Source organism: Rhizobium sp. Root1204 (assembly GCF_001424965.1).
Lineage (GTDB): Bacteria > Pseudomonadota > Alphaproteobacteria > Rhizobiales > Rhizobiaceae > Pararhizobium.
On record NZ_LMCZ01000021.1, the window covers coordinates 42522 to 64464 of the forward strand.

The window sequence follows — 21943 nt, forward strand, 5'->3', positions numbered from 1 at the left end:
TCGACCGGATTGAAGCTGCTTGCCGCGCATTGAACTTTCGTGAGTTCGAAATGGTAGCGATAAAGGATGTCTGATTTCGTCAGGTCACCCGGGTCGCATGACAGGTGAGCCGGTTAGCCAAATGGTTTATCGATCGACACGGCCGGTTCGGTGAAGAAGACCGGGCCACTTTCCGACATGTAGATGATGTCTTCCAGACGCACGCCGCACTCACCGTAAAGGGCGAGCATTGGTTCGTCAGAAAAAACCATGCCAGGCTGCAGCAGCATTTTGTTGCCTCGGACGATGTAGGGATCTTCGTGCATGTCCATGCCGAGCCCGTGGCCCGTCCGGTGCGGTAGACCGGGCACCTTGTAATCCGGACCGTAACCAGCATCGGTCAGCACCTTGCGAGCTGCAAAATCGACGTCCTCGCAAGGCACACCGAGCGTGGCGGCATCGAAGGCCGCACGATGGGCCTTATGCTCCAGGCTCCAAAGCTCCCGTTGACGATCAGTCGGCTCGCCGAACACATAGGTGCGGGTGATATCCGAGCAATAGCGGTGGATATGGGCGCCAAGGTCGATCAACACCATGTCGCCGGTTTTCAAGATCTGGGGATAAGGCACGCCATGGGGATAGGCGGTCGCCTCGCCGAACTGGGCGGCGGCGAAGATGTGGCGCATGCCGAGCTTGGTATGTGCGGCGGAGATGAAATTGGTCACTTCAGTGGTCGAAACGCCTTCATATAAACCCTGCCAGACGGCCTTGTGGACGCCTAGACTGGCGCTCATCGCGGCCTGGATGATAGCGATCTCGGTCGCCGATTTGATCTGCCGGCATCCAGCGATCATCTCCTTGGCGCCCGTAACCTTTAGGCGGCCGCCGATATGGCTAGTGATCGCGCTCGAAAAGACGAAAGGCGTTGCCGGATCGAAGGCGAGGGTGTCGCCTTCGGCGGAAAGCCCGCAAATCAGATCGGCGACCAAGAGAGCCGGGTCCTCGTGTTCCTCCCATACAGCGATTTCGCCGCGGATGGTGATCAGCGTCTCGGTCTTCGGCTCCTCGAAGGCCGGGCTGATATAGATCGGCGCGCCGGAGGACGGGATGATCGCACCATGCAGGCGTTCGCTGGCACCGAGCGTGATGGCGGTGAAATAGGTGAGGCTGGTCGAGGTGTCGAGATAGACTGCCTTGGCGCCCTGCGCCTTCATCAGGCCCTGCAGCTTCGCGATGCGGGCGCTCAGTTCCTTTATCGAGATCGGCGGGATGGCGGCGGCGATGTTCTCGAATTCCGACAAGGACTGTTCGAAGGACTTGTATTCCGGGGCACTCATAACGGGGCTTCCTCTTCGGGGCGTGCGCTCGTCATCAGGCGGCGCATCGTTGAATTCGATTGGGTCTCTATTCCGAATAATTGCAGCGCTTGGAAATGTACATGCTGCTGGCGACGGTCAGAATCTGGGGCCGGACGAAGGAGAGCGCCGAGAATCTCATCCTCCCATCGGCGCCGTCATGGGAAAATTCAGGCCGCCGGGCAGGACTGGTGTCGCATAGGCGTACATGCTGAGAATGAAGGAAAACACCAAGGCTGCAGCGCCGAGGGCGGCCCGAACTGCAAGTTTACCCACACGATCAGGGCTGAACGAGTGGCTCTGGTCTCGGCTTGACGTGCAATCTGTCGCCCCCCGCCAAAAGCCCCTGTTGTGCCTGTAGATCGAGCCGTTCGGCATCGCGCCGACGGACGTCTTCAGTGACTTCACTCACGTCAAGTGCTGTCATGCCGAGCACCCTCAGCCCCGCACCGCCGAACACGAGTGCCGACTCGAAGGTTTCGCGGATTTCGTAGTCGACCCCTGCACTGCGTAGATTGATTGAATGGCCCCGATCATAAGAGCGCACAAGAAGGCGGCACGATGGAAAGTGCTCAACCACCAACTCGACGATGCGATCCGTAGCTTCTACGTCATTGACACAGACCATAACCATGTCAGCATTCTCAGCGCCGGATTGGCGCAAAATGTCGAGCCGTGCGCCGTCGCCGAAATATACTTTAAAGCCGAACCGTTCAGCGTCCCGGATGCGACCGGGGTCATTATCGATGAGCGCGACTTCAATGCCTTGTGTAAGCATCATCTGCGAGGCGATCTGGCCAAAGCGGCCGAAGCCGATCATCAGCACACGGCCCTTCAGTGCATATGCGGTTTCGATACCATCCATCGAGGCCGCTTTGTCCTTGAGAAAACGATCGGCGGCGATGAGGACCAGTGGCGTGAGTGCCATGGACAGAATAATGACGCTTGAGAAGACGGCGTTCTCCGCCGCTCCAATCACACCACCACCCGTAGCAGCTGAATAGAGCACGAAGGCGAACTCGCCGCCTTGTGCAAACAGCGAGACGCGACGCAGCGCCTGAATGTGTGCGGTACCGAATATCCGCGCTACAGCATAGATTCCGATCGATTTCACAATCACATAGGCGACCAGCAGCGCAAGGATCATCCACCAGTTTCCGGCCACGACGGTCAGATCAAGCGACATCCCGACCGCCAGGAAGAACAAACCCATCAGCAGGCCTTTGAAGGGATCGATATCCGTTTCAATCTGGTGGCGATAGCTGGACCCCGACAACATAACGCCCGCGAGGAAAGCCCCCATTGCCATCGAAAGGCCGCTTACCTCCATCAGCAGGGCCGATCCCAACACCACAAGGAGCGCGCCGGCCGTCAGAACCTCCGTATTGCGTGCCCGGGCGAGGAGCGCAAAGAAGGGGTCGAGTAGCCAGCGCCCGGCGGCAATCACCACCGCAATGGCGCCCAACGCGACAAGGATTGCGATAAAGTCGATGCCGCGTTGGTCTTCTCCACCTGCAGGAACACTCATGAAGGCGACGATTGCCAGGAGCGGCACGATCATCAGGTCCTCGAGCAGCAAAATCGAAACGGCTTGCTGCCCTTGGCTGCTGGCAAGCTCACCGCGCTCCTTGAGAATAGACATGATCACTGCCGTCGATGACAGGACGAAGCCAGATCCTGCGATGAAAGCCGCTGCCGGAGGTAATCCCAGGAAAAGGCCGGCACCGGTCAAGAGCGCAATACAGACCGCGACCTGAGCAAGGCCAAGCCCGAAGATCTGAGCCCTTAACGCCCATAGCTTCTGCGGGCGCATTTCTATTCCGATCAGGAACAGAAACATCACCACGCCCAGTTCGGAGACGTGCAGGATGGTAGAGGGGTCGTTGAATATCCCCAGCACCGATGGACCAACCAGGAGACCGCCGGCGAAGTATCCTAATACTGAACCGAGCCCGATTTTGCGGAACACGGGCACCGCGACCACTGCCGAGGCGAGAAGGACAACCACCGGTCCAAGCGTCTGTGCAATCCCTGCCTCTGCCATATCATTCTCCTGAAAAGCCCCAACTGGGCCAAGCCAATGCAATTCGTAACATGAAAGATAGCTGCGAAAGCAATAGCCGTTGGCTTCATGTCATTCGAGGGGCTCAATCTTACTTCGATTGATGCGTTCCGGTCCTCAAGGAACGGCCGCAGCGTGTGTTGGTCGCCGAGATTCGGGGAAGGTTGCCACATGGTAAAGACCGAAGCGTCGTCCGAGGCTTTGAACAAAATTCCACTCCCGAAATAAAGCCCGTGGAAGTAATTGCGCTCAAGCTCGCCGGCACTTGGACTCGCGATCGCCCGGGCGAGCAGCTCAAGCCATTCAGAAGATGGGGACGCCAAGGATCTGCTTTTGGTTCTACCGCCCCAATAAATTTGGCAGTGCATTCATCCGGTTTATTGGTATCCTTCATCGCATCGATAATCGCCACGATCGTTGTGGCATTGAACAGGTCTACAATTCCAGGCGTCTTCATTCGGCGCTCGGCTATCGATCACCAGAAGAATTTGAAACCCAACTTGCCCAGCAGACGGCTTAGTTTGATGCGCATCACTGGTCCAGCCCGAGGGGTTCACTCCAGACCGTGTTCTGAAATTCCGGGTGAGTGCCTTACCGCGGCCACAATCCGTTAAAGCGACGCCACCCATCCCAGTGGCGCCGTTGTTGCGATTCAGCTTGCCGATCTCTGCATTCAGCATACAAAGGCCGATCGATCCGGTTGCATTCGGGTTGTAAAACTTGCTGGAGGCAATACATGAAGTGCTTATGTAAAGATAATCTAATACGATCCATTACTTGTATGAATAATCCAATTCTGGGGTAATTTGCATTTTTTGGCTATGTATAGTTGCGTATACGCGCGTCAATCACTACGACGATATCAATCGATAATTTATCGGGTTGTATTGGCCTATGCGCGCTGGGGAGCGCGCGGAAAGCCTTTTGGGGGCGAGTTTTAGATGTATCAGTTTATTTCGCAGTGCGGCCGGGCAGGCCGCAGTTTCACTTCTGTGGCAATTTTTGCCGTTGTGCTTTTTTTAACCTTTTTCGACCTGGCTGCGTCATCCGATGCCGCGCCCTCGACGGACGCAAATCTTTCCGCAATCGGGCTTTTGCAGGGTTCGCTGAGCCCGAGCTTTTCTGCGGGTACTTTGAACTACACGGTCTCCGTTCCGAATGGCGTGCCTGCAACCAAGGTATGGACCTATAAATCTGCTGCGAATGCCACCGTAACGGTGAATGGAACGCCAGTGGCGGGCGATGGCTCGTCCGGTGTCATCAGTCTTCCTGTCGGTCTGACCACGATCCTCATAAAGGTGACGGCTGAAGACGCTACGACGACGCAGACCTATAACGTGGTCTACAACCGCGCAGGCCCCCCGGCCAATGCCGATCTCAATAATCTCGTGCTGTCGAGCGGTTCGCTCAGTCCTTCCTTCAACTCAGGTACAGTGAGCTATGTGACGACGGTTGCCAATGCAGTTACATCGGTTACAGTGACGCCGATTGTCGCGGACGCAACCTCCACGGTCAAGGTAAACGGCACTGGCGTAACGTCGGGCTCACCCTCCGGCTCGATCAGCCTTGTCGAAGGCAGCAACACCATCACCGCGGTGGTGACGGCCCAGGACGGCACGACCATTCGAGCGTATACAGTCACGGTCACGCGATCCGCACCGCCACCGCCCTCGTCGGATGCGAGCCTGCGGGCGATCGGTGTGACAAACGCCAGCCTCAGTTCCGCCTTTTCGCCTGGCACGACAAGCTATACGGCCTTTGTCGCCAACAATATCCCATCCATGCGCGTGATCCCTTATGCATCCGAGGCGAATGCAACAATAACGGTGAACGGCAGCCCGGTGGTCTCCGGTGCGACGTCCGGCGCGATCAGTCTTGGTGTCGGCGCCACCCCCGTCACCATCCTGGTGACTGCCGCCGACGGCGTGACAACGCAGACCTATACCATCACCGTCAATCGTGCGTTGTCGTCGAATGCCGACCTGGCAGGCCTGACATTGTCAGGCGTGCCGCTCTCTCCGTCCTTTTCAGCCGGCACGGTAAGTTATACGGCCACTGTCGCCAATAGCGTGTCGTCGATCACCGCAATGCCAACAGTGATGGACCCGACGGCCACGGTCACCGTCAACGGCACACCGGTGACCTCGGGGTCAGCGTCCGGGACGATCAACCTGGCAGTCGGCGCCAACACCATCACAACTGTGGTAACGGCGGCCGACGCGACAACAAAAACCTATACGGCGACAGTTACCCGTTCCGTGCCGCCGCCGGCATCGTCTGATGCGACACTTGTGGGGATCGGCCTTTCAAACAGCCGCCTCAGCCCTGCCTTCTCTTCCGGAACATTGTTCTATAATTCTACAGTCGCAAACAACATCCCCGCGATACGCGTGACACCCTATGCGTCAGACGCCAATGCAACGATAACAGTTAACGGCATTCCGGTGGTCTCCGGTGCAATGTCCGGCGCGATCAATGTTGCCGTTGGCTCCAACCCCGTGACCATCCTAGTAACTGCTGAAGACGGCTTGACCACGAAGACCTATACGGTTGATATCAGCCGCGCGCCGTCTGCAAATGCCGACCTCGGATCCCTCTACTTATCGCGTGGTTCGCTCAGCCCGTCTTTTAGCGTGGGCACGGCAAGCTACACAGCCTCCGTCCCCAACGGTACGTCAACGATCACGGTCACGCTGGCGACCGCCGACCCGACGGCCACGGTAACGATAAACGGTACGATTGTAACCTCAGGTTCCGCCTCTGCAGCCATACCTTTGATTGTCGGCAGCAATACGATCACGATCGTGACAACTGCCCAAGATGGCACGACGACCAAGACCTATACGGTGGCGGTCACGCGCTTGCTTGCGTCGAATGCCGACCTGTCGGGCCTGTCGTTGTCAAGCGGCACGCTTAGTCCATCCTTCACTGCCGGAACGACAAGCTACACGGCGGCGATCGCCAACGGCGTTGCATCGATCACCCTTACGCCAATGGTCGCGGATCCGGCTGCAACGGTAACGGTCAATGGTACGACGGTTGTCTCCGGTTCTGCCTCAGGCGCCATCGCGCTTGCTGTCGGCACCAATACAATCACGACGGTGGCGACGGCTCAGGATGGTGCCACGGCCAAGACCTATACGGTCACGGTTACCCGTGCCAATCACGACGGTGGCGACGGCTCAGGATGGTGCCACGGCCAAGACCTATACGGTCACGGTTACCCGTGCCGCACCCGTATCGGCGAATGCCGACCTGTCAGGCCTTTCGTTGTCAAGCGGCACGCTTAGTCCATCCTTCGCTGCCGGAACGACAAGCTACACGGCGGCGGTCGCCAACAGTGTTGCATCGATCACCCTTACGCCAATGGTCGCGGATCCGGCTGCAACGGTAACCGTCAATGGTACGACGGTTGCCTCCGGTTCTGCCTCAGGCGCCATCGCGCTTGCTGTCGGCACCAATACAATCACGACGGTGGCGACGGCTCAGGATGGTGCCACGGCCAAGACCTATACGGTCACGGTTACCCGTGCNCTCCGGTTCTGCCTCAGGCGCCATCGCGCTTGCTGTCGGCACCAATACAATCACGACGGTGGCGACGGCTCAGGATGGTGCCACGGCCAAGACCTATACGGTCACGGTTACCCGTGCCGCACCCGTATCGGCGAATGCCGACCTGTCGGGCCTTTCGTTGTCAAGCGGCACGCTTAGTCCATCCTTCGCTGCCGGAACGACAAACTACACGGCGGCGGTCGCCAACAGCGTTGCATCGATCACCCTTACGCCAATGGTCGCGGATCCGGCTGCAACGGTAACCGTCAATGGTGCGACGGTTGTCTCCGGTTCTGCCTCAGGCGCCATCGCGCTTGCTGTCGGTACCAATATGATCACGACGGTGGCGAAGGCTCAGGACGGCACTACGGCCAAGACCTATACGGTCACGGTTACCCGTGCTTTTCCTACCGTTGTCATTACCCTATCTCCTGCAGCTGGCGCCATACCAGACGGCTCGGTGGATGCGGGCTACAGCCAAACTGTCAGCGCTTCCGGCGGGACAGGCCCCTACGCGTACAGCGTGACGGCCGGTGCACTTCCGGCCGGTCTGGCTATCGCCGGTTCCACAGGTGCAATCGCCGGCACACCGACTGCGAGCGGTGACTTCACCTTTATCGTCACGGCGGTTGACGCGAACGGCGCAACGGGTTCTGCCGCCTACACCTTGAAGGTAAAGTCATCCAGCGTGAGATTTGTGTTTACGCCTCCGGGCGGCACGTTGACCAAGGCTATGGCCGGAGAAGATTATAGCCAGTTGATTACGGCAAAAGGCGGCGTCGCACCTCTGTTGTACAGAATTGTCTCCGGCACGCTGCCGAAAGGGATGGTGCTGAACATTTCGACGGGTGAACTCCGTGGTCCACTCGGCGCAGACGCTGGTTCCGGCGACTATGATTTCACCATTCAGGTATCCGACCGCAACGGCGCGACCGGAACGGCGACCTTCCTGTTGCAAGTCACACCTCGGGTGGTCACGGTTCCAAACCTGACCATCGAAGTGCCGGCTGGATCTGCGCCGGGCAATGTCTATCTCAATCGCGGCGCGACCGGCGGGCCGTTCACCGGTGCGGAAGCAGTGTCCGTTGATCCCCCCAGTGCGGGCAGCGCAACTATTATCCGCGGAGAGCTGGCACAGGCTGGAGCTTCCGGTGCGCCAGCCGGATGGTATCTGAAGTTCGTGCCCGATCCGGCCTATTCTGGAGACGTGCGCGTTGGATACCGTCTCATCGGAGCGCTTGGGCCCTCAAACATCGGCATCGTCACCTACAGGCTGGCATATGACGCCGACAAGGTCGTCGACGAGATCAACACGCTTGTGCACGATTTCGTAAGGACCCGGCAGAACATGATCTCGTCGTCTATCAGTGTTCCGGGCCTCTTGGAGCGCCGGCAGATGATGGAGGCAACCGATCCCGTCACTGCGCGCATGATGCCGTCGCAAGAAGGAATGACTGCGAGCTTCTCGACCAGCCTCAATCAAATCGAGGCCGCTCGGGACGCGGCCGACGGCGTCAGCGGGGCAATGGCGCCGCCATTCAATATCTGGATTGATGGGGTTTTCCTCGCGCACAATCGGGATGAAAATGACCGCCGCTGGGGCAGCTTCGCCATGATCAATGCGGGGGCGGACTATCTGATAACAGAAAAGGCACTCGTCGGCCTGTCGTTCCACTACGACAGGATGACCGATCCGACGGATGCGGATGCAGAACTAACGGGCAATGGCTGGCTGGCCGGTCCCTACGCCTCGTTCGAAGTTGCCCGAAATATCTTCTGGAACGCCAGCCTACGATACGGCGGTTCGTCCAACGATATCGACACGCGGTACTGGGATGGAACATTCGATACCACTCGCTGGATGGCGGATACTTCGATCGAGGGCCAGTGGAACATCGACGAGAATACGACCTTCACGCCCAATCTGCGCATTGTCTATTTCTCGGAAAGCGTGGATGACTACGCCGTTAAGAACGACGCCGGCGCGGCAATCGATATCGACGGGTTTGATGAGGAGCAGTTCCGTGTCAGCCTCGGTGCCGAGGTCGCCCGGTCCTTTACGCTGGAAAACGGCGCGGCGCTCACCCCGAAGTTAGGCGTGACGGCTGGCTTCTCCGGACTCGACGGAACCGGGGCCTTCGGATCGGTGACCGCCGGTCTGTCCTTGCAGACAACAAACTTCTGGATGCTGGACCTAAGCCTGCTCCTCAATATCGCCGACGGCGGCGAAACATCAGCGGGTGCGGGCGTCAAAGCGGCCAAACAGTTTTGATAAAACCTTTGTGAGATTGGGCAGCAGCGCGGTTGCGCCGCTGTCCGATCTTCAGTGTGTCGAGTCCTAAAACCGTTGTCGACTTTCTGGCCGTGATCAAGGTTTGATGCGATTGGATGTCAGTTTCACCTCGCCAATATCGAGGCTGCGGTGTTGTTGTCCCCGCAGCGCTCAGGATGCGGATAGCTCGATCTTTGGCCATGTCTTTTGGGCGGCCGTGGCGGTTTCGGCCGACGCTGCATGCCGCTCCCTGAAAGTGGCGACAAGGGTCTGCAAGGCCTTTCTCGAGCGTGCATCGGTCAAGCTCGAATGCAAGACGATCTCCGAGGACGGAAGGTCCGGAAGACCGAACCGCTTGCTGACCTCGACCGTATCGGAGGGCGCCAGGCGGCAGGAGAAGGGGGCAACGGCGAGCCCCGCCGAAACGGCCGCGTTGACCGCAGTCGACACGCCGACGAAGACCTCCACCCAAGGGATGCCAACCGCATCAAGCGCACGGGTTGCGATATCCCGTACGCCGCACAATGGCGCAAGCGCTGCCAACCGTAACGGTTCGCCCGGCACACGTTGAAAGCCGGGCGCTGCAAACCAGCCGAAATGCTCCGGTCCGAGGGTTTCACCGTCGCGCCGGTCTTCGTCGCGCCTTATGATCACGGCGTCGAGTTCACCGCGGTCGAAGGCCTCGAGCAGGTTTCGCGATGTTTCCAGCCGCACCTCAATGCACAGTCCCGGATCGTGGGCGTAGAGGCGCGCCAGCAATGTGGGAACTTCCGGCCCGGCGACATGAGCAGCGATGCCAAGGCCGAACCGGCGCCGCGTTGACGAAAGCCCTGCAATGGCCCGATCATGGGCGGCGAGGAATTCGCGAGCGCCCTCGATGAAGACGGCGCCCTGTGCCGAAAGGCGGACCTGCCGTGGCGTACGCTCGAGCAGCCTGACGCCGAGCCGCTCTTCGAGCCGCTTCAACTTGACGCTGATTGCGCCCTGCGTGCTGCCGAGGAATTCCGCCGCCCGGGTAAAACTCTGAAAATCGGCAATCGCCACAAAGGCCTGAACAGCGTCCACATCCAGCGTCGTCATTTGGAACCATCCGATTTTGTTATCTCTGAAATATATAAGCATCCAATTCAGTTATGATCAAGGTCCGGTTATGGTGCCGCGAACCCACGCGAGATCAACTTCGACGGGTACCGTGGAAGACCGGCAACGGAAATCCGCGATGTCCGCCATGGCATCGAAAGTCTACGAAAATGAACCAACCGATAACCCGCCGCAGCGCGCTGGCATTGGCAGCCGTCTGCCTTTCCTCGCTGATGTTCGGTCTTGAGATTTCAAGCATCCCGGCAATCCTGCCGACGCTGGAGAAGGTGCTCGGCGCAGATTTCAAACAGCTGCAATGGATCATGAACGCCTACACCATTGCGGTAACGGCTGTCCTGATGGCGGCCGGCACGTTGGCCGATCGCTACGGCCGCAAGCGCATATTCGTCGCCGGTATCGTCGCATTCGGCATCGCATCGCTAATCTGCGGACTGACAGAGGACGTATCGGTATTGATCGCCGCCCGCTTCATTCAAGGCATGGCCGGCGGGGTAATGCTCATCTGCCAGATCGCCGTCCTTTCGCACCAATTCCAGTCCGGCCGTCAGCGCGGAATCGCGTTCAGCTGGTGGGGTATCATCTTTGGCATCGGCCTTGGTTTTGGCCCGATCGTCGGTGGCGCGATCGTGTCGCTGATGAGCTGGGAGTGGGTATTTCTTGTCCATGTCGTGCTTGCCGGCGTGACGATGGCGCTGGCGCTCGCCGGCGTCGAGGAATCGCGCGATCCGGATGCCGAAAGCCTCGATATCACCGGCATGGTGACCTTGTCTGCCGCCGTCTTCTGCATCTCCTACTTCATCACCCAAGGGCCTGAACTGGGCTTTGCCAGCCCGGCCGCTTTGTCGATCCTCGGAATTGCCGTCATAAGCTTGCTCGCCTTCGTCATCGCTGAAAAAATCAGTACTCGGCCGATGTTCGATTTTTCGGTGTTCCGCGTCCGCGATTTTTCGGGAGCGCTGTTCGGGTCGGTGGGCATGAACATCAGCTTCTGGCCGTTCATGATCTATCTGCCTATCTTGTTTCAGGCCGGCCTTGGTTATGACGGCGTAACCGCAAGCATTGCTCTGCTCGCCTACACGCTTCCCCCCCTCATCGTCCCGCCCCTTGCCGAGCGCCTGATGCTTCACTTTCGCCCAGGCATCGTCATCCCGGCCGGATTGTTCACGATCGGTCTCGGCTTCCTGTCGATGAAAGCCGGCAGTAGTGTTGAAAACGTCAGTTGGCTGACGATGCTGCCGGGATGCCTGTTGGCCGGCATCGGCCTCGGTTTCACCAATACCACCGTCACCAATGTCGCGACCGGCGCCGTTGCCGCCGAGCGCGCCGGCATGGCCTCGGGCATCGACACTAGTGCACGGATGATTTCGCTGGCGATCAACATCGCGCTGATGGGCCTGATTCTGGTCGAAGGCGTGCGGTCATCGCTGGGCACCGTGCTTTCCGGCCAAATGGCCGGCATGGAGCAGCGCATGCTCGCCGAGAAAATCTCGGCCGGCAGCATGCTGTCATCCAACTATGGTTTGTCTCACACCGCTGTCCAGACGGCGCTGCGGAATGGGTTTGGCTGGGTCATGATCTACGGCGCAGCAGGCGTCTGGCTGTCTGCCACCGCAAGCCTGCTCATCTTCGGAGTCCGGCCCAGGACGAAAGCCGCGCTTGCATGCTCGACGGCGAAGCCGTCATGACGCGCGGCTCTGCCCTTGAAGTCATGGCGTTGCATCGGGCCGAGACAGGCTGTCGGTTAGGCCCCATCGTCGTATTGTTGTCGTAAGAATCGACAGTGCCGCGCTCCAACAGCATTTCTTCCACCATCCGCAGGCTTAAAGGAACCCGAAATACAGCCACACCGCGCGGGCGATGATCTGCGGTGGAAACCGGTGGTTCTTGGAACTGATCGGCGGCGGGGTCATCTCAGACGCATTATCCAACAACCTTTAAGCCCAGGACAACATGACATCGCCGCCGAAGTGGCTATTGCTCAGAACAGCGCCACGACCTTGTCCGCAATGGCGTGTCCGAGCTTGATGTTGGTGTCAGCGGAAAAATGGATGCCGTCTACACCGTCGGTCGTGACATGATCACCGGCAGCCAGGAACTCGACTTTGGTGAAGTCGGCGAGCGCTTTGTAGAGGCCGGAGAGCTGTTTCGACTTCTCGTACCCGCCGCCGAACATGCCTTCGAACCAGGGATCGGGCATCGGCGCGAGCGGCGGCGGGGCGACGACCAGCACCCTCGGCGCCGGATAGGGTGTGCCGACGCCGCCGGCCGAGGTCAGCACCTGTCCGACCAGCTTTCCCATGCCGTTGGCGATCTCATAGGGCGTGCGGTGGAAATAGGATTTCGTATCGTTCGTGCCGAGCATGATGATGACGAGATCAAGCGGCAGGTGGCTGGCGAGCGCGGAAGGCAGGTAAGCGCTGCCGTTCAGCCGCGGATCGTTCGGATCGTCGAGGCTGGTGGTGCGGGCGCTGAGGCCCTCTTCGATGATGTGGTAGCCGTCTCCCAGCTGTGCAGCCATGGCGCCGGTCCAGCGCTGTTCGTAGGGATAGCGCAGGGTGGGGGCGGATTCCTTCACGGGAATCCAGCCCCAGGTCAAAGAATCTCCAAAGCACAGGATTGAGCGCTTTTCGGCCATTTGGTCCTCCTTGAATGGCTGTTGATGTCACTTGCCGGCGCGAAGGCCGTAAAAGATGGCCGCAAACAGGATGATCAGGCCCTGGGCGACGAGTTTTCCCGCATCGCCCACGCCGAACATCGTCATCACGACGAAGAGGAAGGCGAAGCAGAGCACGCCGAAGAACGGCCCCCAGACTCCACCCTCGCCCCGCCCGAAAACCACGCCGCCGAGAATGGTCGCGGCGACCGACAGGATCGGCAGGTCGAGCCCGACGCGCACGCTGCCGACCGCGATGGACGCCGTCTGGACGAGGGCTGCGATGGCCGCCATCAGCCCGGCCAACGTGTGGGCGAGGATGACCGTGCGCTCCACCGGCACGCCGGAAAAATGCGCGGCCGGTATGCTTTCCCCGACGGCGGCGACGCAGCGGCCGAAGACAGTCTGCGACAGGAGCAGCGCCATCAGCGCGGTGAGTGCAATCCAGAACAGAACCGGGCTCGGCAGGCCGATGAAGCGGGTGTTGAACAGTTCGGCAAAAATCTTCGGCACGTCGCCCGGCGGCTTGCCGCTCGACAAATATTGCACGAAGCCGACGAGCACGATGGAGAGCGCCAGCGTGACGATGACGGCGGAAACCCGGCGCTTGGCGACCATCATGCCGTTGAACAGGCCGATGGCAAGGCCGATCGCGAGCGCCAGCACGACATAGAAGCCGAGCGAGGCGCCGGGAAAAATGCCGGACGAGATGCAGTAATTGATGAGCAGGATGACGCCGCCGCCCGAAAGGTCGATCGACTTCACCCGCATGACCAGGAGCTGCCCGAGCACGAGAATACCGAGCGGCACGACCTGGCGGACGAAGACGCCGAGCACATTGGCGTTCAGCATCTGCGGGCGGGCGATGAAGAGGATCACCAGCAGCACGACGAGCAGATAATAGGACGGCGGAACCTTGGAAACGCGCCGGAACAGGGTCGAGTTGACGAGAGCCGACATGATCAGAGTCCGATCTTCTTGCGCGACTGGAGGGCAACGACCGCCATGAGCAGAACGCCCTTGATCGCCGTCTGCACGAAAGGCGTGACATTGAGCAGGTTCATGCCGTTCGACAGCAAGGCGAGAACCGCGACCCCAATGACCGTGCCATGCAGGCTGCCGACCCCGCCGGACAGCTGCGTGCCGCCGATGGCAACCGCAGTGATCGCATCGAGCTCCATCAGCAGGCCGACATTCGGATCGCCGGAGACGATGCGTCCGGCAAGGAACAGGCCGGCAAGGGCGGCAAACAGCGAGCAGATCACATAGGCGAGCAAGATGTTGCGGTTGGCGGGAATGCCGAAGTTGCGTGCCGCATCATTCGAGCCCGAGGCGACACCGCCGCCAATGGCAAAGAGATGCAGGCCGTAACGCGAGCCGTAGAGCAGCTTCCAGGCTACGAGGAGCGTGACGACACCCCAGAAGAGCGGTAGCGGCAGGCCGAAAATCGAGCCCTCCACCAGCCAACGCACGCTGTCCGGCACGGTGCCGCCGGAAACCGGGCGCAACACGCGGGTAATGCCGAGCACGACATATTGCATGGAGAGCGTCGCGACGATCGGATGCACGTTGAGCCGGGTGATGCAGTAGCCGTTGGTGGCGCCGATCAGGCCGGCGAACAGGAAGACACCGGGAATGGTGAGATAGCCCGGCAAATCCAGCGCGAGGATGGCCGTCGTGAAGCTGACGACCGAGCCGATCGAGAGATCGAGCCCGCCGACGAGTACGACGAACATTTGCCCGACCGCCGTGATCAGCAACGGCATGCCCTGCGCGACGAGATTGGTAAGGTTGCTCCATTGGCCGAACTGGCTCGTCGTGATGGCAAGCCACAGCGCCATGGCAATCGCAATGATGAAGGGCAAAAGCCACAGGCCCTGCCGGCTGCCGCGGCCGGTGATCAGTTTCCCAAGGGTGGAAGAAGGGGATGTCATCAGGTTTTTCCGTTCGTCATGCGCTCAGCGCCGCATCGAGAATGCCGTGCTCGGTTGCCTCAGCAGCGCGCATTTCCGATACGATCGTGTTGCCGTGGATCACGTAGAGGCGGTCGCAGAGGCCGATCAGCTCGACCGTCTCGCGCGACAGGACGAGCACCGCACCGCCCGCTTTCGCGAAGTCCCGCAGGATCCGGTAGATTTCCGCCTTGGCGCCGACATCGACGCCGCGCGTCGGCTCCTCGATGAGGAGCAGGTCGGCATCGGTGGCGAGATAGCGCCCCAGCAGCACCTTCTGCTGGTTGCCACCGGAGAGCGCGCCGACCGTGTCGGACGGCCCCGACGCCTTGACGTTCAGCCGCCGCATCGTTTCCGCAATCACGGAACTGTAACGCTTTGCCGCCTTCAAAGCCGGGCGGCCACCATGCAAGGCCGCAACAATGTTCTGGCCGACGGAGTGATCGAGAAACAGGCCCTCATCCTTGCGGTCTTCCGGCACGAAGGCCCCGCCGAGCGCCTGCCAGCGCCGCACGCCGCTCTCCTTGGGCACGGGAAGCCGGATGGTGTTTCCACGGCGTGACACCGTTCCTTCGACCGGCGCAAACTGCCCGACCAGCGCCCGCAACGCTTTCTGCTGCCCCTGCCCTTCAAGCCCGGCAAAGCCGACGATCTCGCCCTTCTTCACCATGAAGGAGAAAGGCTTTGCATCCGCCTGAAGCCTGAGGTCGGAGACAGCGAGCGCAGCGGCGCCCTTTCCTTCGCCGCGCTCGGGGAAAAGATCCTCCAGTTCGCGGCCAACCATCATCGCAATCAGTGAGGACGGCGTCATCTCGGAGAGCGGTCGTGTGCCGACCAGCTGGCCGTCCTTCAGCACCGTCACCACGTCGCAGATGGCAAAAATCTCATCCATGCGGTGAGAGATGTAGACGATGGCCTTACCGGCTTCGCGCAGCGTCCGGATATGCCGGTTGAGCACATCAACGTCGGCCGCATTGAGCGCTGCGGTCGGCTCGTCGAGAATGAAGATGTCGGCATCCGCGTCGATACCATGGGCGATCTCGACGAACTGCCGCTCGGCGATGGACAGTTCGGAGACCAGCGTGTCTGGGTCGAGCGCAAGGCCAAGACGCGCCAGCGCGCCCTTCGTCTCCTCGCGCATGCGTCGCCGGTCGATGCCGCCAAGCCGCCCCAGGGGCTCGCGGCCGAGAAACATGTTTTCCGCAATCGTCATGTTGGGAAGCAGCGACAGTTCCTGGAAGACCGTGGATATGCCGGCCTCCAGCGCCGCGCGCGGATTGGCGAAGCTGACGGTGCGACCCGCACGGCGGATCTCGCCGCTATCCGGCTGATGCACGCCGGCCAGGATCTTCATCAGCGTCGATTTGCCGGCGCCGTTTTCGCCCATCAGGGCGTGCACGGTTCCGGGTGCCAGCGCCAGCGAGACGTCTCGAAGCGCGGCGCTACCGCCGAACGCCTTCGATATTCCGGCCATTTCAATAGGATGCGACATGGATTTCCTCTGTCCGGGTGACGGAAGGCAGGCGCATGCCCGCCTCCCGGCGTGGTCCGCCTTACTGCTTGGCGTAGAACTCTTTGAGCTGCTCTTCGGAGAGTTCCGATGGCCACCAGACATTCGCCGACAGGTCGTCGCGGTAGTATTTCTTGACCTTTTCGAGGTCCCAGCCCGGCGGGTTGTAGTCGTAGTGCTTGTGCAGCGCCTTGCCCTCCAGAAGGGCGACCGCAGCGCGGATGCCGGCAGCGCCCTGGGCGGGGCTGTATTCCGACGAGATCGACTTGAAGCCATCGGCGATCCATTGGCCGAAGAAGCCGTTATTGCCTTCGCCCGAGATCGGCGGGATCGGCGCGCCGAACTGTTTGAAGACGTCGACGCAGGCGCGCGTCATATCCGCACCTGACGACCAGATGCCGGCGACATTGGGATCGTTGAGATAAAGCGTCTCGCAAACCTTCTTGGCCTTGTCGTACTGCCAGTCGCCATGTTCCTCGGCGGCGATCTTGATCTCAGTGCCTTCGAGCGACTGCTTCAGGCCGTTGTAGCGGTTAGTATCTTCCGGATGGCCGGCGAGGCCGCGCAGCACCCAGATATTACCCTTGCCGCCAAGCTCCTTGACGAGGAAGTCACCCATCACCTTGCCGAAATGCTCGGCGCCGCCCTGGATTTCCGTCGTATAGGCCTCGGATTCAATGCGGCCGGTGTGCAGCACGACCGGGATGCCCGCTGCAATAGCCTTCTCGATGCTGGCATTGGCCGAAGTCGAGGTGACCGGCTGGACGATGATCGCATCGACCTTCTGGGCGATCAGGTCCTCGATATCGGCGACCTGTTTCTTCTGGTCGAAGCCGGCATCGAGCAACACGAACTTCGTGATGCGCTTGTCGCGGTCGGCGGCGGCCTGCGCCTCATGTGCCACCTGCACTGTCCAGGTGTTGGCATTGACGCCGAAACTGCTCATGCCGATGATCCAGGGCGCGTCCTTCTTGTATTTGCCCTCTTCCACCGTCGGATTGTTGTCCGCACGGGTCGTGACACCGTCGAGCAGGGGCACCTCCTGCGCAAAGCTGTTCGTTGCGAAGACCACGCCGGCCAAAAGAACCGACAGGCCGATTTTCCTGATGATGCTGCTCATACTTCTCCTCCAAAGCAGGCGTCTAACGAGGGGGAAGGCCCGCCGAAAGGCATGCGGCATCGCCAGCCCGCGACACATGTCCGGTGCTCGTGCACAGCCTTTGAAACGACCTGAAACTTTCCTCCGAGCGTCACAAAAGCACTGGCGCTTTCGCCTGTCAATAGTTATTCAGACTGAATGAATAATAGGCCATCCTTGCAAATCGCCCCTGCGGATGCGAAGTCTGAACCCGAAAAGCGGGCACGCAGCCCGGTGGAGGAGACAGTGACGCGGACCGTTCTATGCTTTGGGGATTCCAACACGCACGGCCAAATTCCGGGCGGGGGACCGCTTGAGCGCTACCCCCGCGGGCAGCGCTGGGGCGGCGTGCTGGAAAGCCTGCTCGACCCCGGCTGGCAGGTGATCGAAGAAGGTCTGAGCGGCCGCACGACCGTGCATGACGACCCGATTGAGGGCGTGCTGAAAAACGGCCGCACCTATCTGCGTCCTTGCCTGCAAAGCCACACGCCGCTTGACCTGATCATCATCATGCTCGGCACCAATGACCTGAAGCGGCGCTTCAACATGCCGCCCTCGGAGGTCGCCATGGGCATCGGCTGCCTCGTGCACGATATCCGTGAACTTTCGCCGGGACCGGCCGGCCACGACCCGGAAATCATGATCGTCGCGCCGCCGCCAATGCTCGACGACCTGCGCGAATGGGAATCGATCTTCTCCGGCGCGCAGGAGAAATCCCGCAAGCTGGGGCTGGAATTCGAGATCATGGCGGATTCGCTGGAGGCGCATTTCTTCGATGCCGGCACGGTCTGCCAATGCTCGCCGGCCGATGGTTTCCATATCGACGAGACAGCGCATCGCCAGCTCGGAGAAGCGCTGGCACAGGAAGTTCTGGCCATCGGGTGGGCCGATGCATAAGCCCTGCCCCCTGATCATCGCCCTTTATGGGAAGGAGCGCGCTCTTGCCTGATATGCGTTTCGCGCCGCCCAACCCGCTTCGCATCGCCGATCGCGCCAGCGGCCTCAATTCGCTGAGCGTGCGTAGCCACAATGAGCGCCTGGTCCTCTCGCTGCTCCTGCAGAGCGAGGCGACGACCCGCCTCGAAATCGGTGAAAAGACCGGCCTCTCGGCGCAGACGATTTCCGTCATCGTGCGCTCACTTGAACAGGAAGGCCTCGTCGTGCGCGGCGAAGCGCAAAAGGGCCGCGTCGGCCCACCCACCACACCGCTGATGCTGAATTCCGAAGGCGCCTATTCCGTCGGCGTCAGTGTCGGCTACCGCAATACCCATATCGCCGTCGTCGACTTTATCGGCAATGTGCAGCACCAGCGCGTGATGCCGCACAAAACGGCCGATACGTTCGATGCACCGGAAGCACTTGCAATCGAAATCCACCAGGCCATCGCCGGACTTTCGGAAAGCCGGCAGGCGCGCGTTGCCGGCGTCGGTCTTGCGTTGCCGACCCCGCCGATACGCTCCGGCCCGGACCATGACGTGCTGCACCGCTATCTGGAGGCCGAGCTTCGCCTTCCCGTCTTCGTGCAGAACGACATCACGGCGGCGGCGGGTGGCGAAAGCCTGTTCGGCACGGCGCGGCAATTGCAGGACTTCCTGTTCTTCTATCTCGGCGCCCGCCTGCATGGCCGCCTCGTGCTCAACCACCAGATCTACAATGGAAATTCACCGCTGAGCTACGACGTCGGCGTATTGGCGCTGGAGCGTGCCTTGCCAGCCGGCGACCCGAGTGCAGCAAGGCTCTGGGAACAACATCCGTCCTGGCCGCCGATGGGACCGGCACTGGCCGATTGGCAGCAGGCCTGCGCAGAAAGCCTCATCAAATCGACGCAGGCGCTGTTGCAATTTATCGAGCTCAAAACCGTCCTGCTGTCGTCCTTCGTTCCGCCCGAGATCTGTATCGCGCTGTGCAAGCTCGTCCAGCAGGAGATTCCGTTCGTCAATGCGGTTGTCGGCCGAACGTCCGTCGCACCAAAGGCCGTCGGTGCGGCCAGCCTGCCGTTCAGTTCCCGATTCATGGTGAATTGATTGTAAATTTAGCTCTCGAGTGGAATTGAACGATGCGCGCATGCCTTGTGGCGGCAAGGTTGGAATGTCCGTATGTGCAAAGTTGGAATGTCACACTCCCCGGGCCTGAAAGATGCGTGGGAGTTTGCAGATGGGATTGATAGCGATAAGCGAGCGCGATCTGCAGCGGATCGAGTTTTTATCGAAAGTGATTGCCGACCGCATGAAGCTGGTGCCGGCGGCGCGTGCGCAGCAATCGCATCCTGATCTGGATGTCACGAAGGGAAATTGCTACGATAACTGCATTGCCCGCAATCGGTGGCTTAAACAATCCCACCCGCACGCGACGCTTCACTACATAAGCCCCACACAGTTCGAGAGACGGACCGCCTAATCTAATTTGCCTTTCCACTTTTCCAAAGCAAGTCCAGCCGGCACACCAAAGCCCGGGAGATCTTGATTGCTTTGGTTCGCTGGTGCGATCTGACTTTTGAGGATGCCACCTTAGTAGTGATTGTGCGTTTTATTGGGATATCTCCTGGGAAACCGCACCGCCTGTCGACGTGTAAATAGGATCGATAATGGGTTGCGAATCCCCATCCTTTTCCCAATACGAGGGACGGAATGCGGTTAGCCCCTAAACTCCGGCTTCCCGTTCTTGTTTGGCAGCCTCATTTGCCTGGTCAGTGGAGTGATGCCGGTCCGATCAGCCGGATCTACCAACGGCTACCGGGTGTTTTATCTTCTCCTGATCGGCTTGAACAGCAATGCGGCCCCCTCCCCTTCTAACGCAGTCGGCCGCGCTGAATTTCCGCCATAAGAGCCCTCTGACGCGTTTTCTTTTGCGGATGCGGTTCCTCATCGTCGGCAGTTGCGTTTCGAGTCTGCCGGGCTTCCTTTTGCACCATAAAACATGCTTGCAAAGGATAGTTTTCTCACGCATTTATATGTGTACAAAAACCTCTGGAACACTTGAAAGAAACCGATGGCGGCGACCGCAAATCTTGGCCCCCCTCCCCCGCCGCAAAGGTTAATTGGATATGCCCGGCTTTCGCCGGACAATCAGTTCAATGACACGCAGATCGACGAGTTGCGAGCGGCCGGCTGCGACCGCATCTATCAAGAACAAGGATCCGGCGCTCCAGGCGCAAGGCCCGTGCTTGCGAAGCTTCTCAAAGATCTCGCTGACGGCGATGTCCTTCTCATCGTTAGCTTGGACCGTCTCGCCCACTCGGTCAGCCATTTGCTTGGCGTGCTCGAAGATCTGGAGAATCGCAGAGTGTATTTCCGCTCGCTGCACGATCCCATCGACACGACGACCCCACACGGGGGGCTTTCCTTGCGGGTGCTCGCTGCTGTGGTCCGGCTCGAACGGACACTGATTGTGGAACGAACCCAGTCGGGCATGAAAATTGCCAAGGCCCAAGGCAGGCTCGCGGGCAACCCCGGACTTCGCGAACGCCGCCCGGAGGCAATCCAGGCCGTTTCGGTCGCGCGCCGGCGGGCCTACCTCGATGAACTGATTTCGTCGGCACAGACATGGTTGCCGACCGTGCGGCAACTGCGTCCACGGCACAGTTGGGACGACGTCGTCGGCATTCTCAATCGTCGGGGCCAAGAATGGACAGTCGAGCGCTTGCGGCGCGCGGTCCACCGCATGGTAGACGAGAACCTTGCAGAGGCTGAGTTGCTGAGCCGGTCTCCGCGTCGGCCCCCTGAACATGATCTGATGCGGTTGGTTGCCGGCATCGCGATTGCCGATCCCAGTCGGTCGCTGCGTGATATTGGGGCTGAATTGGATCGGATGCAGGAGAGGCCGCCGCGTGGCGGCCGCAAATGGCAAGCATCTACCGTCAGGGCATTGCTGGACGAAGCCCGCCGCTTCGGTCTCATTCGCGATCGGGGGCCCGGACCATAAGACGATCACCCCCGGTCTCGCGAACGTCTCCTTGTGACGAAAATCCTCCTTCACGTCGGCCTTGTCATGATCAGTTCGATCAACGGACGGCTTGCCATGCACGGAAAAAAATGCGCTTCACAACAGCCGGTCCGCTCCTGCGAAGTTCGGCGAGCGGCCAAACGGTAAGCCAAAGTGCGGGTCGCACAATGAACAGTTTTCCGTCCGGAGCCAGTTTCGTCCCGTGGCGAGGGCGGCAAACGCCCCTTCTCTGCTCTCCGGCATTAACGTCCGCACCGCAATTGCGGTGCTGAAAATCAGGGCCAATTGATCTGGGTCCCGATCGTCTTGATCGCGTCGAATCCCCTTTCCGAGGAGCGCGTCACTTCCGAAATGGAAGATCGTTACGACGACCGACGGCTGCTTCCGTTCGTCATTCATGAGGAATCAAGATCTGGTGAACGAGCAC

Annotated in this window: 14 protein-coding genes and 1 pseudogene; 6 read left to right on the forward strand and 9 right to left on the reverse strand. The window is 60.1% G+C overall.

What is annotated here, in order from left to right; translation table 11 throughout:
- Window positions 1–113: 113 nt before the first annotated feature.
- Both ASC96_RS18230 and ASC96_RS18235 read right to left on the reverse strand, forming a co-directional pair.
- Window positions 114–1316: a Xaa-Pro peptidase family protein gene (locus tag ASC96_RS18230; protein ID WP_060504549.1), complete on the reverse strand. Its 1203-nt coding sequence runs from the start codon at window positions 1314–1316 to the stop codon at window positions 114–116.
- Window positions 1317–1614: 298 nt separating this feature from the next.
- Window positions 1615–3378, reverse strand: a complete 1764-nt coding sequence (locus ASC96_RS18235; RefSeq protein ID WP_060504550.1) for a monovalent cation:proton antiporter-2 (CPA2) family protein — start codon at window positions 3376–3378, stop codon at window positions 1615–1617.
- A 959-nt stretch (window positions 3379–4337) separates the two neighbouring features.
- Between ASC96_RS18235 and ASC96_RS18240 the strand changes: the two genes are divergently transcribed.
- Window positions 4338–6686 (forward strand): cadherin-like beta sandwich domain-containing protein, encoded by a 2349-nt coding sequence (locus ASC96_RS18240; protein ID WP_060504551.1) that lies wholly within the window; start codon window positions 4338–4340, stop codon window positions 6684–6686.
- A gap of 2705 nt (window positions 6687–9391) precedes the next feature.
- Here the strand turns inward: ASC96_RS18240 and ASC96_RS18250 are convergent.
- On the reverse strand, window positions 9392–10300 hold the full coding sequence (locus ASC96_RS18250) for a LysR family transcriptional regulator (protein WP_060504553.1): 909 nt from the start codon (window positions 10298–10300) through the stop codon (window positions 9392–9394).
- Window positions 10301–10470: 170 nt separating this feature from the next.
- On the opposite strand from ASC96_RS18250, the gene ASC96_RS18255 reads away from it, so the two are divergent.
- Window positions 10471–12006 (forward strand): MFS transporter, encoded by a 1536-nt coding sequence (locus ASC96_RS18255; protein WP_060504554.1) that lies wholly within the window; start codon window positions 10471–10473, stop codon window positions 12004–12006.
- A 97-nt stretch (window positions 12007–12103) separates the two neighbouring features.
- Here ASC96_RS18255 and ASC96_RS33930 read toward each other — a convergent pair.
- From ASC96_RS33930 to ASC96_RS18285, 6 genes and pseudogenes are all read right to left on the reverse strand, one after another.
- Window positions 12104–12231, reverse strand: a pseudogene (locus ASC96_RS33930) (IS6 family transposase); the annotation flags it as partial.
- A gap of 68 nt (window positions 12232–12299) precedes the next feature.
- Window positions 12300–12956 carry an SGNH/GDSL hydrolase family protein gene (locus tag ASC96_RS18265; protein WP_060504555.1) on the reverse strand — a complete coding sequence of 219 codons (657 nt, stop codon included), beginning with the start codon at window positions 12954–12956 and terminating at the stop codon, window positions 12300–12302.
- 27 nt (window positions 12957–12983) lie between these two features.
- Window positions 12984–13934, reverse strand: coding sequence for an ABC transporter permease (locus tag ASC96_RS18270; RefSeq protein WP_060504556.1), 951 nt, complete (start codon window positions 13932–13934; stop codon window positions 12984–12986).
- Window positions 13935–13936: 2 nt separating this feature from the next.
- Window positions 13937–14908, reverse strand: a complete 972-nt coding sequence (locus tag ASC96_RS18275; protein WP_060504557.1) for an ABC transporter permease — start codon at window positions 14906–14908, stop codon at window positions 13937–13939.
- Window positions 14909–14924: 16 nt separating this feature from the next.
- On the reverse strand, window positions 14925–16418 hold the full coding sequence (locus ASC96_RS18280; RefSeq protein ID WP_060504558.1) for a sugar ABC transporter ATP-binding protein: 1494 nt from the start codon (window positions 16416–16418) through the stop codon (window positions 14925–14927).
- Window positions 16419–16479: 61 nt separating this feature from the next.
- Complete coding sequence (locus ASC96_RS18285) at window positions 16480–17556, reverse strand: ABC transporter substrate-binding protein (RefSeq protein ID WP_060504559.1); 1077 nt, start codon at window positions 17554–17556, stop codon at window positions 16480–16482.
- 264 nt (window positions 17557–17820) lie between these two features.
- On the opposite strand from ASC96_RS18285, the gene ASC96_RS18290 reads away from it, so the two are divergent.
- The 4 genes from ASC96_RS18290 (at window position 17821) to ASC96_RS18305 (ending at window position 21495) form a co-directional block, all read left to right on the forward strand.
- On the forward strand, window positions 17821–18471 hold the full coding sequence (locus tag ASC96_RS18290) for an SGNH/GDSL hydrolase family protein (protein ID WP_060504560.1): 651 nt from the start codon (window positions 17821–17823) through the stop codon (window positions 18469–18471).
- Window positions 18472–18524: 53 nt separating this feature from the next.
- Complete coding sequence (locus ASC96_RS18295; protein ID WP_060504561.1) at window positions 18525–19598, forward strand: ROK family transcriptional regulator; 1074 nt, start codon at window positions 18525–18527, stop codon at window positions 19596–19598.
- Between the two features lie 130 nt (window positions 19599–19728).
- A complete protein-coding gene (locus tag ASC96_RS18300; protein ID WP_060504562.1) occupies window positions 19729–19971 on the forward strand; it encodes a hypothetical protein in 243 nt (80 codons plus the stop codon).
- Window positions 19972–20562: 591 nt separating this feature from the next.
- Window positions 20563–21495, forward strand: a complete 933-nt coding sequence (locus tag ASC96_RS18305; protein WP_060504563.1) for a recombinase family protein — start codon at window positions 20563–20565, stop codon at window positions 21493–21495.
- The last annotated feature ends 448 nt before the right edge of the window (window positions 21496–21943 follow it).